Source organism: Reella acinonychis (assembly GCF_052828705.1).
On record NZ_CM128256.1, the window covers coordinates 1,247,762 to 1,262,146 of the forward strand.

Genomic DNA, 14,385 nt, shown 5'->3' on the forward strand with positions numbered 1-14,385 from the left:
AGATTTTACCGCACTTTTTGATTAGTTGATTGTTATCATTTGGCGTTTTTGTTCGCTTCAATTTCTTTTTCTAATTGAGGCAACACGTCTTCATTGTACCATTTAGGATGGTGTTTTTTCGCCCAACGAACAGTTACCCAACCTTCAACCATGCCGCGAATTGAGCCTTTGACCCAAAATGCCATGTACATATGCACCATAATACCAGTGAACAAGGCAAATGCACTTGCAGAGTGAAGTAAAATCGCAATGCGAAGAACAGGGATAGGGAAGTAGTGACTGAAATATTGACGCCACATAATGATACCCGTTACTAATAGGGTGATCATTGCGAGAATCAATGTCCAGAATAACATTTTCTGCCCTAAGTTATATTTGCCGTTGTAAGCAACCGCATGTTCGTTACCTTTTAGGACTTCGCCCACGTTTTTAAGCCAGCGAAGATCGTTTTTTTCTGGAATATTATGGCGCCAGTAAATCACCACTAAAATCCAGAACGCAACAAACATGATTATCCCTGTAAATGGGTGTACTGCACGTGCGATTTGAGGCGTACCTAAGATTTCCGTTAGCCAAGCAAAGTCAGGGAAAAAGAATGCGATCCCTGAAAGTGCGGTGGTAAAAAAGCAAATTACCAACAACCAATGGCTTAAACGTGAAGGGGTTTTATGACGAATGATTTTGGTATCATTCGTGATTTCAGTCAATTTTTCTGAGTGACTCATTATTTGCCCCCTTCCTTATCTTCTTGCTCAAATTTTTCGCTGTGATCCTCAACATCTTCTTCATTGTTTGGACCAACAACGAGGTAGTGACCAATTTCAGCTAATGCCAAGCCACCCATTGCAACCGCAGCGACTGGTTTTAAGATATCCTTCCAAATTTGGACGCCGAGATCAATCTTAGGATCTTTTGGTAAACCAGAATAAAGTTCAGGTTTATCTGCATGATGTAACACATACATTACATGCGTACCGCCCACACCTTCAGGATTATAAATACCCGCATTTTTATAGCCACGAGATTTCAGATCTGCCACGCGTTTTTCACCGTAGTCGAGCATTTCTTCTTTGCTACCAAAACGGATTGCACCTGTTGGACAGGTTTTCACGCAAGCAGGCTCTTGACCAACTGCAACACGATCTACACAAAGTGTACATTTATAAACGCGGTGATCTTCTTCATTCATGCGTGGAATGTTGAAAGGACAACCTGCGATACAATAACCACAGCCAATACATTTATCGGATTGGAAATCCACAATACCGTTCGCATATTGGATAATTGCGCCTGGTGCAGGGCAGGCTTTTAAGCAGCCCGGTTCTGCACAGTGCATACAACCATCTTTACGAATCAGCCATTCTAAGCGGTCGTTTTCTTCCACTTCGTTGAACTTCATCACAGTCCATGCTTTTGCATTAAGATCGATTGGGTTGTCATAAACACCAACGCAAGCTTCTGGCTCTGAACGTAAATCATTCCATTCAGAACAACCAACTTGACAAGCTTTACAACCAATACAGGTTGTTACATCGATCAATTTAGCGACTTCAACTTGGTGATCGCGCGCTTGTGGTGGTGGAGTTAGGCTTGAAGTTGCAGAGGCCTTAATAATGTTTTGAGATTGAACTACACCCATATTATGCCCCCACTTTTTCAATATTAACTAACATACATTTTGACTCAGGTGTTTGAGTATTAGCATCACCTGTACGCACCGCTAAGTTATTGGCAAAGAAACCTTTTTTCGCTCCAGTTGTGGCTGCAAAGCCCCAGTGAATTGGAATACCCACTGTGTGAATTGGTTTGCCATCAGCGACTAAGGTGCGAATACGTTTTGTGACAACAGCCACAGCCTTGATATAGCCACGTTTTGAAGACACTTTTACTGTATCGCCTTGTTTAATGCCTTTTTCAGCCGCAAGATCTTCGCTAATTTCAACGAATTGTTCTGGTTGAGCAATTACATTGAGTAACGCATTTTTTGTCCAATAGTGGAAATGCTCTGTTAAGCGATAAGTTGTACCTACATAAGGGAACTCATCATTAGTACCTAAATCTGCTTTATCATTATCTAGGATACGTGCCACTGGGCTAGATACTACATTTGGATGCAGTGGGTTTGTACCAATTGGGCTTTCCATTGGTTCGTAATGCTCTGGGAATGGCCCATCAACCATACGTTCACGTACGAATAAACCACTAACACCTTCAGGTTGCATAATAAATGGTAATACAGGGCTATTTGGTGGTGCTGTACCATAGTCAGCGATATCCACATAGTTCCAGTTTTTACCATTCCATTTCACTAATTGACGTTTAGGGTTAAATGGATTACCTGCTAAGTCAGCACTTGCGCGGTTATAAAGAATACGGCGGTTTGACGGCCATGCAAAGCCCCAACCTAATGTATTTCCTAAGTTTGATGGATCTGAATTATCGCGGTTCGCCATTTGGTTACCTTGCTCAGTCCATTGACCTGTATAAATCCAGCAAGCACCTGAAGTGGTACCATCATCACGCATTTGAGCAAAGCTTGAAAGTAACTGACCTTTTTTCAGGATGATATTGCCATTCTCATCTTTCAGATCTGCTAGGGCATAACCATTATTTTCTTTTGCCACTTCTTCTGGTTTTGGCTCAAGTGGATTTGCATAATCCCAAGACATCGCTTCAAGTGGTTCTAATGGTGCTTTACCGCCTTCTTTATGGTAAAGATGGATAAGTTCAGCACGTAATTCAGAAAGAATTTCCCCATCTGTTTTTGCTTCTGCTGGTGGTTCAGCACCTTTCCAGTGCCATTGTAACCAACGTCCAGAGTTAGCAATTGAACCATCTTCTTCTACGAAACAAGTTGTTGGTAAGCGGAAAACTTCAGTTTGGATCTCTTCAGGATTCACATCATTGTATTCACCGTAATTTTTCCAAAATTCTGATGTATCAGTAATCAATGGATCACAGATAACTAGGAATTTTAACTTGCTTAATGCTTTGATCATTTTTTGTGAATTTGCATAAGAAGCAATAGGGTTCATACCTTGGCAGAAGAAACCATTGACTTTGCCCTGATACATATCTTCCATGTAACGGAAATGATCAGTGCCACCTAATGGTAATTTTGGTAAATAATGGTAGCCAAATTCATTTTCAGGCGTTGCTTTATCACCATAGAATGATTTCAACATACTTACCATAAATTTAGGCGTGTTCTTCCAGTAGTTGACCTGATCTTTAAGCATTGTTTTTGGTGTGATACGTTTCAACAATTTTTCTAAAGAACTATCAGCTTCGCCTGGTAGAGGTAAATAAGCTGGTAAACGAGCAGGGAATAAACCTAAGTCTGTAATACCCTGTACATTTGAGTGACCACGTAAAGCGTTTACACCACCACCGGATACCCCAATGTTACCAAGTAGTAATTGAATCATTGCCATGGTACGAATGTTCTGGGCGCCAACTGTATGTTGCGTCCAACCTAAAGCGTACAAGAATGTTGCTGCTTTATCTGGTGCAGAGGTTTTGGCAATTTCTTCACAGAAAATTTGGAAATCTTTTTGTGATGTACCCGTAATACGTTCTACCATTTCAGGTGTATAGCGTTCAACGTGTTCACGTAATAAATTAATGACACAACGAGGATCTTGTAAGGTTAAATCACGTTTGGCGTTACCTTCCGCATCGAATTGATATGACCAAGTTGAACGATCATATTTGCGAGTGGCTTCGTCATAACCAGTGAATAAACCATCTTCAAATTTGAAGTTTTCATTTACTAAGAATGCCGCATTGGTGTAGTGCTTAACGTATTCGTGTTGAATTTTATCGTTTTTCAATAAATAACGAATAACGCCAGATAAGAAAGCAATATCAGTGCCGGGACGCAGAGGCATATAAATATCTGCCACAGCTGCAGAGCGGTTAAAGCGTGGGTCCACCACCATTAACTTCGCACCGTTTTGTTTTTTGGCTTCAATCGCCCAACGGAAACCAACAGGGTGTGCTTCCGCAGCGTTACCGCCCATTACAATTACTAAATCAGAGTTTTTAATATCAACCCAGTGGTTTGTCATCGCACCGCGACCAAATGATGGAGCAAGACTTGCTACCGTTGGTCCGTGTCAGATACTCGCTTGGTTGTCGGTAAAGACGATACCGAGAGAACGCACAAATTTTTGGGTTAATATACCGGTTTCATTACTACAAGCTGAGCCGGCTAGAAAACCCGTTGTCATCCAACGATTGACAGTTTCGCCTTTTTCATTTTTCTCAACAAAGTTAGCATCTCGGTCGTCTTTTACATGGCGAGCAATACGTTCAATTGCTTCATGCCAAGAAATGCGTTTCCATTCTTTTGAGCCAGGTTCTCTGACTTCAGGATATTTAACGCGGCGGTCGCTATTTACATAATCTAATGCGCCTGCGCCTTTAGGACATAATGCCCCTCTACTTACTGGGTGATCTGGGTCCCCTTCAATGTGAATGAGTTTGCCTTTGGAATTCATTGCGCCATCGCCTAGGCTGTATAGCAACATACCACAGCCAACAGCACAGTATGTACAGGTGTTACGCGTTTCACGAGTGCGTAATAGTTTGTATTCTCGAGGTGCGGCTAATGCAGCGGTAGGTAACATACCTAATGCTGCAACAGATGTCCCCGCCATACCACCTGCACAGACCTTAAAGAACTTACGTCTTGTGATCTGCATAGATAATCCTTATCCAAAATTGGAAGTAGGGTGGAAAGATTCGTTAAATAAGTTTAGTAGAATTATTTGCGTAATGGTTTTTCTGTCCCTAAAATAAACAGGGCACAGAAATTGTGAGTAGCATACCTTATGTTAGCGTATGAAATCTATAACCATTTTTTAGCAATGAGGTATATTTTGACACAGATTACAAAAAGAACAATTAAATTTTTCAAAAAATTAACAAATAATCAACATATTGATAATGATTTTCACTTATCCGCGGTTTTAAAGGAGAAAGAGGACTTTCTGGCTAAAGAAGTGCCTGTTGCTTTAGTTTATAACGGTATTTCTCATACGGTCATGATGTGCACTCCAACTGATCTAGCGGATTTTGCTTATGGATTCTCTTTAACCGAAGGCATTATTGATAAACCGTCGGATATTTATGGTATCGATATTGTGGAAACCTGCAATGGCATTGAAGTGCAGATCGAGTTGGCAACCCGTTGTTTTGTTCGTTTAAAAGAACTACGCCGCACTTTAACAGGCAGAACAGGGTGTGGGATTTGCGGTTCGGAACAATTAGAACAAGTCACGAAAAAGTTACCCAAATTAGACCGCACTTTACAGCTCAATTTGCATTTGTTAGATAGCTGTTTAAATAAATTGTATCAAGTTCAAACATTAGGTCAGCAAACAGGTTCAACGCATGCCGCAGCCTTTTTTAATATTCAAGGCGATTTATTAGCTATTCGCGAAGATGTGGGACGCCATGTTGCTTTGGATAAATTATTAGGTTGGCAAGCGAAATCAAATAAACCGCAGGGCTTTATTTTGGTCACTAGCCGAGCGAGTTACGAAATGGTGCAGAAAGCCGCAACCTGTGGTGTTGAGCTTCTGGCGGCTATTTCAGGAGCAACAGAGCTTGCGGTAAACATGGCGGAAGAGGTTGATTTAACCTTATTAGGTTTTGTGCGAGAAGGGCGAGCAACGGTTTATCATGGCGAACAGCGTTTAATTTGGGACAATCCCAACGAATAAGTAGATAAAACTGCGGTTGTTTTTTTATAAGTTTTCTCTATAATGCACTGTAAATATAAACAGATAGTAATGATAAATAATAGATGATGGATATTTCGCAACTTCTTGATGGATTAAATGACAAGCAACGTGAAGCGGTGGCAGCACCTTTAGGCAATTATTTGGTACTGGCTGGCGCGGGTTCTGGAAAAACGCGTGTGCTTACTCATCGTATTGCGTGGCTCATAGCAGTAGAAGGGATTTCGGAAGGTGGTATTATGGCGGTCACTTTTACCAATAAAGCTGCGGCTGAAATGCGTCATCGTATTCAATCAACCCTTGCGCAATATTCACAACATAGTTTGTTTGGTATGTGGGTCGGCACTTTCCACAGCATTGCTCATCGCTTATTACGAGCTCATTATGCTGATGTAAATTTACCGCAAGATTTCCAAATTTTAGACAGTGAAGATCAATTGCGTTTAATTAAACGCTTATTGAAGTTACATCATTACGATGAAAAAATATTTCCGCCTAAACAAGCTTGTTGGTATATCAATCAGAAAAAAGATGAAGGATTGCGACCTCATCAAATTGATCATATGAATGATCGGCAAGAGAAAGAGTGGGTTCGAATTTATCAAATTTATCAAGATACTTGCGATCGTTCAGGTTTAGTGGATTTTGCTGAAATTCTATTGAGAGCTTATGAGCTCTTTTTAACCAAACCCATCATTTTACAAAACTATCAACGCCGTTTTCGTCAAATTCTGGTGGATGAGTTTCAAGACACCAACAAAATTCAATATGCTTGGATCAAATTATTAGCCGGTCAGAACACAAATGTGATGATTGTAGGCGATGATGACCAGTCAATTTATGGTTGGCGTGGTGCACAAATTGAAAATATTCAGCATTTTTTAGATGATTTCCATCAAGCTCAAACTATTCGTTTAGAGCAAAATTACCGCTCCACAGGCAATATTTTACAAGCTGCAAATGAGCTGATTGCTAATAATGACAACCGTTTAGGTAAAGATTTATGGACGGATGGCGATAAGGGTGATCCTGTGGGAATTTACGCGGCATTTAATGAATTAGACGAAGCCTTATTTGTATCATCGCAAATTAAAATTTGGTTAGAAGATGGTGGTAAATTAGATGATTGTGCAGTGCTTTATCGTAGCAATAGCCAATCTCGTGTGCTAGAAGAAGCATTAATTCGCGCGCAAATTCCCTATCGCATTTATGGTGGAATGCGATTCTTCGAACGCCAAGAAATTAAAGACGCTTTGGCCTATTTACGTTTAGTTAATAATCGACATGATGACGCTGCGTTTGAACGTGTGATTAACACACCAACCAGAGGAATTGGTGACCGCACTTTAGATACCTTACGTCAACTGACCAGAGAGCGAGAAGTCACTCTGTGGCAAGCCACGCAAATTGCGATGCAAGAGAATATGTTAGCAGGGCGAGCAGCCACCGCGTTATTACGTTTTGTGGAATTAATCAATTCATTAGCCCAAGATAGTATGGATATGCCATTATTTGAGCAAACCGATTTTGTGATTAAACATTCTGGTTTATATCAAATGTATGAGCAAGAAAAGGGCGAAAAAGGCGAAGTACGTATTGAGAACTTAGCTGAATTAGTGTCTGCAGCGAGAGAATTTATTAAACCTGATGATGCGGAAGATATGTCTGATTTAACTGCATTTCTGACGCACGCGTCATTGGAAGCGGGCGAAGAACAAGCCAATCCGCATCAAGCAAGTGTTCAGATGATGACCTTACATTCAGCGAAAGGGTTAGAGTTTCCTCGTGTTTTTATGGTAGGAGTTGAAGAGGGCATTTTCCCGAGTTTCTTATCCTTAGAGGAACCAGGGCGCTTAGAAGAAGAACGTCGTTTGGCTTATGTGGGCATTACACGAGCAAAACAAAAATTAACTATTTGTTATGCTGAAAGCCGCCGTTTATATGGTAAAGAAGAACGCCATATCCCTTCGCGTTTTATTAGTGAATTGCCTGATGAATGTATCCAAGCGGTGCGTTTACGTGGTACAGTAACCCGCGCCTACAATCAAAGTGCGGTGAATTCTAGCCGAGTTTTTGTGGACGAAAATAGTGGTTGGAAAGCAGGACAAAAAGTGCGCCACGAGAAATTTGGCCAAGGCACCATTATTAATGTCGAAGGTGCGGATAACAACACTAGATTACAAATCGCCTTCCAAGGTCAAGGCATTAAGTGGCTTATTGCGCATTTAGCAAAATTAGAACGGTTATAAATATATGATTAAAGGGATTTCGTTTTCTATCATTGCCTCTTTATTGTTCGGCATTGTGTATTTTCTTTCTACGGTGCTACAACCGCTGGAAGGCGAAATGTTATTTGGCTGGCGAACGTTAGTGACCTTACCTTTTCTAGCTGTGCTACTTTACAGCTTGAAACAGCACAAAGCCTTTTTTCAATTTTTAATCCAAGTAAAAAATCAACCGCGCTTATTTATTGTTCTGCTTTTTACAAGTGCCACTATGGGTGTGCAAATGTGGTTATTTGTATGGGCGCCTGTACATAATCGAGCCATTGAGGTTTCAATTGGTTATCTATTAATGCCTTTAATTATGGTATTAATTGGGCGTTTTTTCTATAAAGAACGGATGTCTAAAATAAAGACTTATTCGGTTTTATTTGCAGCTATCGGCGTGCTAAGTAAAGTGATTTTGACGGGCGTTTTCTCTTGGGAAACGGGCTTGGTTTGTATTGGCTATCCCGTCTATTTTGCTGTAAGAAAATATTTTAATGTGCTGCATTTATCCAGTTTTATTTTTGAAATGTTGTTACTGGTACCCGCTTCAATTTATTTTGCTTCCCAAACGGATATGGTTTGGATTCAAAGTCAAAATCCTCATATCTATCTCTGGCTTGCGTTGCTTGGTGCTGTAGGTGGTTTAGCACTGGGGTTATATATTTTATCAAGCCAATGTTTACCTATTAATTTATTGGGATTATTAGGATATTTTGAACCTTTTTTCATGTTATGTGTTTCTTTCTTAATTGGTGAAAGCTTACAAAGCGATTCTTACCTTTTAATGATCTGTTTACTTATTGCCGTTGCGCTTTTAGTTTGGGATGGTATTGCGAATTTACCTAAAAGACGAATTAAGGTATAGATTTTTATTGCTAAGTTTGGGCAAAAACACTTACACTAAACCGTTCTCATCGGGGTGCTAATATTCATTGGCTGAGAAAATACCCGTTGAACCTGAACCGATTAATATCAGCGTAGGGATTTGAGAAACGTCAACTTTAACAAAATTTGACCGCACTTAAATTCCTTTAATTTTTGATTAGAGGATTTTTTATGTCTAACAAAACATATGGTTTTATCACCGCACTTTCTTTATTTTCCACTTCTGTACTTGCTAATAGCACCACTGTCAATGTGTATTCTGAAGAGTTTTTTGGTTCTGAATGGGGACCGGGTGGAGAAGTGAAACAATTGTTTGAAAAACAATTCCCACAATGTTCAGTGAATTATCAAGTGTTCGATAGCCGAAATACTTTATTAAATCGTCTTCGTTTAGAAGGAAAGAAAACCAAAGCGGACGTTGTGTTAGGGTTGGATAATTTCCAAATGGAAGCTGCACAAAAAACAGGATTATTTGCAAAAACATCAGTAGATTTAACCGCACTTTCACTACCATTTGATTGGCAAGATCAAACTTTTGTTCCTTATGAGTTTGGTCAATTTGCCTTTATTTATGATAAGAACAAATTGAAAAATCCACCAAAAAGTTTGCAAGAATTAGTTGAGCGTCAGGACTTGCGCATCATTTATCAAGATCCTCGTACTAGCAGTATGGGGCGTGGTTTATTAGCTTGGATGAATGTGGTTTATCCCGCAGATAAAATTGAACAAGCTTGGAAAAACTTAGCGAAACATACGGTAACAGTGGGTAAAGGTTGGAGCGAAACTTACGGTGTATTCCTCAAAGGTGAATCAGATCTAGTATTTAGTCACAATACTTCGCCAATTTACCATGTGCTTAATGATAAAACTGATCAATATGTTGCCACTGATTTTAGTGAAGGAGCTTTGTATCAAGTGGATACTATGGCGAAAATTGCAAGGCATGATAATCCATGTGCGGATCAATTTATCCAATTTGTCCTATCACCAGCAGCACAAAAAGAGATTAGTCAGAAAAATGTCATGCTTTCTGTGATTGCAACAGAAGTAGAGCCACATTTTGATGCATTAAAACAACAACAGTTTAAGGTGAAAAGCCTGAATACAGAAAAAGTAACAGAGCAAAACATTAAGCAATGGACATCGGCATGGCAATCGATTTTAAGTCAATAAAGATTGCCGTTAAACAAAATTTACCGCGTTTATCTTGGCAGCATTATATTGCTGCCTTGATCGTTTTATCTATTTTATTGTCTGTTTATTTTTCTAGCTTGCGCGCGGTTTGGCAAGTTGGCGACAACGTTTTGCAAGGTGTATGGCAAGATCCTTATATTTATCAAGTTATCTCTTTTAGCTTAACTCAAGCCTCATTATCAGCTTTGTTATCTCTGATTATTGGATTACTATTTGCCCGCGCTTTTTTCTATCAAAGTTTTAAGGGCAAAAGTGTCTTACTCAGATTATTTTCATTGACCTTTGTATTACCTTCACTCGTTGCTATTTTCGGTATCCTTGGTGTTTATGGTGCATCTGGTTGGTTAGGCGGATTAAGTAAACAATTCGCTTTTAGTTGGACGCCTTCTATCTATGGTTTGACAGGGATTCTGATTGCGCATTTATTTTTTAATATTCCTTTAGCAACCCGATTGTTTTTGCAAGCATATCAATCAATTCCTTATCAACAACATCAGCTTGCAGCACAGATCAATTTACGCGGTTGGCAATTTATTCGTTGGATTGAACTTCCCTATTTAAAACAACAAATATTGCCCGTATTTATTATGATTTTTATGCTGTGTTTTACCAGTTTCGCTATTGTACTTGTATTGGGCGGTGGACCTAAGTACACCACATTAGAAGTCGCTATTTATCAAGCGATCATATTTGATTTTGATTTACCCAAAGCGGTGCAATTTGCATTATTACAATTTGTTTTTTGTATCCTATTATTTTTATTAAGCAGTTGGTTTAGCCCAACAGCAGAAACACAACTAAGCCAACGTAGCTATTGGGTTGCGCACCAATCAAAATGGGTACAATACTGGCAGATTACATTGATATTCATCACGAGCTTATTTTTACTTTTACCCTTAATGAATATTGTGATTAGTGCGGTTTCATCTGAGGCGATTTTGACTGCATGGAAACAAGTCGCGTTATGGAAAGCAGTCACTTATTCAATGAGTATCGCTCCTTTATCCGCGCTGGCATCTGTTGTTATGGCAATATCATTATTGCTAGCGTCAAGACGATTATATTGGTTAGGATTTCAACGATTTTCTGATGGAATGATCCATTTTAGTTTGGCAATTTTAGCGATTCCAATGTTATTGCTCGCTATGGGACTGTTCTTATGGTTAAGAGAATGGGACTTTACCCGAATTCATCTCTTTATTTTACTGATCTTTTGTAATTCTGTGATGGCATTGCCTTTTGTAATTCGTATTCTCGCAAGCCCAATGAAATATAATCTGAGCCATTATGAAAAACTTTGTCAGTCATTAGGCATTACGGGGTGGCAACGTTTCAAATTAATTGAATGGCACAGTTTATCGGCACCAATGAAATATGCTTTTGCACTTGCTTGTTGTCTGTCTCTGGGCGATTTTACGGCGATCGCATTATTTGGTAATCAAGACTTTAGTTCACTGCCTTATTTGCTTTATCAACAATTAGGCAGCTATCGTGGTGATGAAAGTGCAGTTACAGCACTGATTTTATTATTAAGTTGTTTGGGATTATTCTACTGGTTAGAAAAGCATAAACATAACGAATAAAAATAGCAGAAAATCCACCGCACTTTTAAGCAAAAATAAAGGCAAAGTGATTAAACTTTGCCTTGTTGATTATTGGGAGATGGAATTACCACCAACCTAACATTTTCATCCAAATACCGCCAACACCAAACCAAATAATGAGTGAGACAATTGAAGCTGCGAAGCTTACTCCCCACCATTGCCCAGTGCTGTTGTAACCTGAACCATATAATGCAGGCCCTGGACCGCCAGCATATTGTGTTAAGCTCATTGATAACGTAGAAGTATAACCTAGACCAATTGCCGCAATAATTGGTGGTGTCCCTACTGCGATAGCAGCTGCCAAGAAGGCTAAATACATCGCTGAAATATGCGCCATAGCAGAGGCGAAGAAGTAACGGGTATAAAAATAAACCAGTACCAAAATAGAGAATGCAATAGGCCAGCTAAATGTTCCTACTGAATTTGCGATATGGTTTGACACCCACGCAATTGCACCGTATTTATTCAATGCATTTGCCATCATAACTAATACAGCAAACCAGAACATAGTATCCCAAGCGGTTGTTTCTTCGACAATGTTTTTCCACGTCATGATATTAGTAAATAATAAAATGACTAAGCCAATAAAGGCAGAAACTGTAGCTGGAATATGGAAAACAAGATCACCAACAGTCCAAAGGAATAAAAGTAAAACGAAATCTAAAGCAAGGATGATTTCTGCTTTACTCATAGGTCCCATATTTTTGAGTTCTTCTTTTGCCATTTCTGCCATTTTTGGCGTGTTTTTGAGTTCTGGTGGATAAATCAGATACACAAAATAAGGCAAGACAATTAAACTCACAATACCTGGAACAATGGCACCTAAGAACCAAGTCATCCAAGAAATATTAACGCCTTGCCCTTTGGCTAGTTCGGCAATAAGCGGGTTTCCTGCCATAGCGGTTAAGAACATAGTACAAACTATGGTATCAATTTGTGATACAGCGATTGCTAAAAATGCACCTGCGCGGCGAGCCGTTGGGCCAGGTTTTGAATCGTAAGCATCAGCAATGGATTGCATGATAGGGTACATAATACCGCCCCCACGAGCAGATGCTGACGGAATACCAGGTCCGATAATTACATCGGCTAAGGCGATACCATAGGCAACACCCATCATTTTTTTACCAAAACGAGCTACGAAATAGAGTGCAATGCGTTTCCCTAAGCCTGTTTTTATGACGGCACGTGATAAAAACATGGCAATACCAATTAACCAGATAGTACCATTGGCAAAGCCTGAAAGCATACCAACATCGCCTTGTTTGGCTGAAAGTGGTGTTAATCCCGTTAAACCACTTACCACTAAAGCGACGAGAGTAGCAGCCCCCATAGGCATCGCTTTCGCAATAATTGCAACAATGGTTGCAACGAATAAAGCTAACATTCCCCATGCTTTAGGTGATAAATTTTCAGGAGTTGGGCAAAACCAAATCGCCAATCCCACTAAAATGGCGATGAGTAAACCTTGCCACTTAAATCCGAGTTTTACTTCAATATGATTTTTTGCTTGAGCCATCATATATTCCCTCCAACAAAATAAAAAAGGGATATCTTGATGATATCCCCGCCAAATGAGGTTATGTATAAAATACCATCATTCGAGTATCGATTCTAGCATACCACTAATGAGTTAGTAAGTGTTATTTAATACTGAAACGATATTATTTAAATGATATATAAAATAGAAGGAAATTCACCGCACTTTGTTCAAATTTTTCAATAAAAAACGCCACATTTTATTGTGGCGTTTTTTGTGTTTTGTGTATTTAGAAACCTTCTTCCCAATCTTCTTTTTCATTAATTTTGATTTGCATATGTTCACGTTTTAAGCCGAGATCAAATGCAACTGCAATCGCAACGAAAATCGATGAATAGGTACCAAATCCAATACCAATTAATAAGGCTAATGAGAAGCTATAAATTGTTGGACCACCGAAAAAGAGCAAGGCGAATACCACGAATAACGTGGTTACCGAAGTAATCATTGTTCTCGCTAAGGTTTGCGTTAAAGAAATATCAATGATTTCTTCACTACTCATACGGCGAATTTTACGGAAGTTTTCACGTACGCGGTCAAATACAACGATACTATCATTGAGCGAGTAACCCACAACCGTCAGAATCGCAGCAACGAAGCTCAGATCCATTTCGATTTGTAGGAAAGAGAAAATACCTAATGTAACGATCACGTCGTGGGCGAGTGCTAAAATACCACCTGCGCCTAAGCGCACTTCAAACCGCATCCCAATATACGCAAGTAGCATCACAAGGGTTGCTAACATCGCATAAGTAGCTCCTTGAGTCAGTTCTTCCCCTACATTTGGACCTACAAATTCAACCGCTCTGATTTGAATATTAGGATCAAGTGCGGTCATAATTTCTTTAATTTTACTGCTCATTTGTGCATCACTTGTAGACGTCGGCAAGCGAATAATAACATCACTTGTTGAGCCTGATGTTTGCACTAATGCACCAGTAATATTATTTTCCACTAAGCTTGAGCGAATATTGTCAAGATTTACTGCTTGTGAAAAATGGGTATCAACCACCATACCACCAGTAAAATCAAGCCCCCAGTTAAACCCTTTTGTAAAAATAGTAAACAGGAAGAAACTGGTTATCAATAATGAGAAAATGTAACCGAATTTACGGTATCTCATAAAGCGAATTAATGGGAATGGC

Annotated in this window: 10 protein-coding genes and 1 riboswitch; of the genes, 5 read left to right on the top strand and 5 right to left on the bottom strand. The window is 39.5% G+C overall.

What is annotated here, in order from left to right:
- Positions 1 to 35: 35 nt before the first annotated feature.
- From ACUXZ4_RS06305 to fdnG, 3 genes are read right to left on the bottom strand one after another with little or no spacing between them, the layout of a single operon-like run.
- Entirely contained in the window at positions 36 to 725 is a 690-nt protein-coding gene (locus tag ACUXZ4_RS06305) for a formate dehydrogenase subunit gamma (RefSeq protein WP_464972378.1), read from the bottom strand.
- Positions 725 to 1,639, bottom strand: a complete 915-nt coding sequence (gene fdxH, locus ACUXZ4_RS06310; protein WP_464972379.1) for a formate dehydrogenase subunit beta — start codon at positions 1,637 to 1,639, stop codon at positions 725 to 727. The genes ACUXZ4_RS06305 and fdxH overlap by 1 nt, the downstream gene beginning before the upstream one ends.
- Position 1,640: 1 nt before the next feature.
- Positions 1,641 to 4,706: a formate dehydrogenase-N subunit alpha gene (gene fdnG / locus ACUXZ4_RS06315; RefSeq protein ID WP_464972380.1), complete on the bottom strand. Its 3,066-nt coding sequence runs from the start codon at positions 4,704 to 4,706 to the stop codon at positions 1,641 to 1,643.
- A gap of 177 nt (positions 4,707 to 4,883) precedes the next feature.
- On the opposite strand from fdnG, the gene fdhD reads away from it, so the two are divergent.
- The 5 genes from fdhD (at position 4,884) to thiP (ending at position 11,679) form a co-directional block, all read left to right on the top strand.
- Positions 4,884 to 5,729 carry a formate dehydrogenase accessory sulfurtransferase FdhD gene (gene fdhD, locus ACUXZ4_RS06320; protein WP_464972381.1) on the top strand — a complete coding sequence of 282 codons (846 nt, stop codon included), beginning with the start codon at positions 4,884 to 4,886 and terminating at the stop codon, positions 5,727 to 5,729.
- Positions 5,730 to 5,815: 86 nt separating this feature from the next.
- The gene (gene uvrD, locus ACUXZ4_RS06325) at positions 5,816 to 7,996 is read left to right on the top strand and encodes a DNA helicase II (protein WP_464974001.1); all 2,181 of its coding nucleotides are present in this window, start codon (positions 5,816 to 5,818) and stop codon (positions 7,994 to 7,996) included.
- A gap of 4 nt (positions 7,997 to 8,000) precedes the next feature.
- A complete protein-coding gene (gene rarD, locus ACUXZ4_RS06330; RefSeq protein WP_464972382.1) occupies positions 8,001 to 8,882 on the top strand; it encodes an EamA family transporter RarD in 882 nt (293 codons plus the stop codon).
- A 40-nt stretch (positions 8,883 to 8,922) separates the two neighbouring features.
- Positions 8,923 to 9,019: riboswitch (TPP riboswitch) on the top strand.
- A gap of 54 nt (positions 9,020 to 9,073) precedes the next feature.
- Positions 9,074 to 10,075, top strand: a complete 1,002-nt coding sequence (thiB, locus tag ACUXZ4_RS06335; RefSeq protein WP_464972383.1) for a thiamine ABC transporter substrate binding subunit — start codon at positions 9,074 to 9,076, stop codon at positions 10,073 to 10,075.
- A complete protein-coding gene (gene thiP / locus ACUXZ4_RS06340) occupies positions 10,051 to 11,679 on the top strand; it encodes a thiamine/thiamine pyrophosphate ABC transporter permease ThiP (RefSeq protein WP_464972384.1) in 1,629 nt (542 codons plus the stop codon). Before thiB ends, thiP begins: the two co-directional genes overlap by 25 nt.
- Before the next feature lie 85 nt (positions 11,680 to 11,764).
- Here thiP and ACUXZ4_RS06345 read toward each other — a convergent pair whose 3' ends face one another.
- Both ACUXZ4_RS06345 and secF read right to left on the bottom strand, forming a co-directional pair.
- Positions 11,765 to 13,222, bottom strand: a complete 1,458-nt coding sequence (locus ACUXZ4_RS06345) for a DASS family sodium-coupled anion symporter (RefSeq protein WP_464972385.1) — start codon at positions 13,220 to 13,222, stop codon at positions 11,765 to 11,767.
- Positions 13,223 to 13,469: 247 nt separating this feature from the next.
- A complete protein-coding gene (gene secF, locus ACUXZ4_RS06350) occupies positions 13,470 to 14,363 on the bottom strand; it encodes a protein translocase subunit SecF (RefSeq protein WP_464974002.1) in 894 nt (297 codons plus the stop codon).
- Between the last annotated feature and the right edge of the window lie 22 nt (positions 14,364 to 14,385).

Coding starts and splice junctions, on each gene's coding strand:
- uvrD (WP_464974001.1), top strand. CDS start 5,816: ATGGATATTTCGCAACTTCTTGATGGATTAAATGACAAGCAACGTGAA.
- ACUXZ4_RS06305 (WP_464972378.1), bottom strand. CDS start 725: ATGAGTCACTCAGAAAAATTGACTGAAATCACGAATGATACCAAAATC.
- ACUXZ4_RS06345 (WP_464972385.1), bottom strand. CDS start 13,222: ATGATGGCTCAAGCAAAAAATCATATTGAAGTAAAACTCGGATTTAAG.
- thiB (WP_464972383.1), top strand. CDS start 9,074: ATGTCTAACAAAACATATGGTTTTATCACCGCACTTTCTTTATTTTCC.
- thiP (WP_464972384.1), top strand. CDS start 10,051: ATGGCAATCGATTTTAAGTCAATAAAGATTGCCGTTAAACAAAATTTA.
- rarD (WP_464972382.1), top strand. CDS start 8,001: ATGATTAAAGGGATTTCGTTTTCTATCATTGCCTCTTTATTGTTCGGC.
- secF (WP_464974002.1), bottom strand. CDS start 14,363: ATGAGATACCGTAAATTCGGTTACATTTTCTCATTATTGATAACCAGT.
- fdxH (WP_464972379.1), bottom strand. CDS start 1,639: ATGGGTGTAGTTCAATCTCAAAACATTATTAAGGCCTCTGCAACTTCA.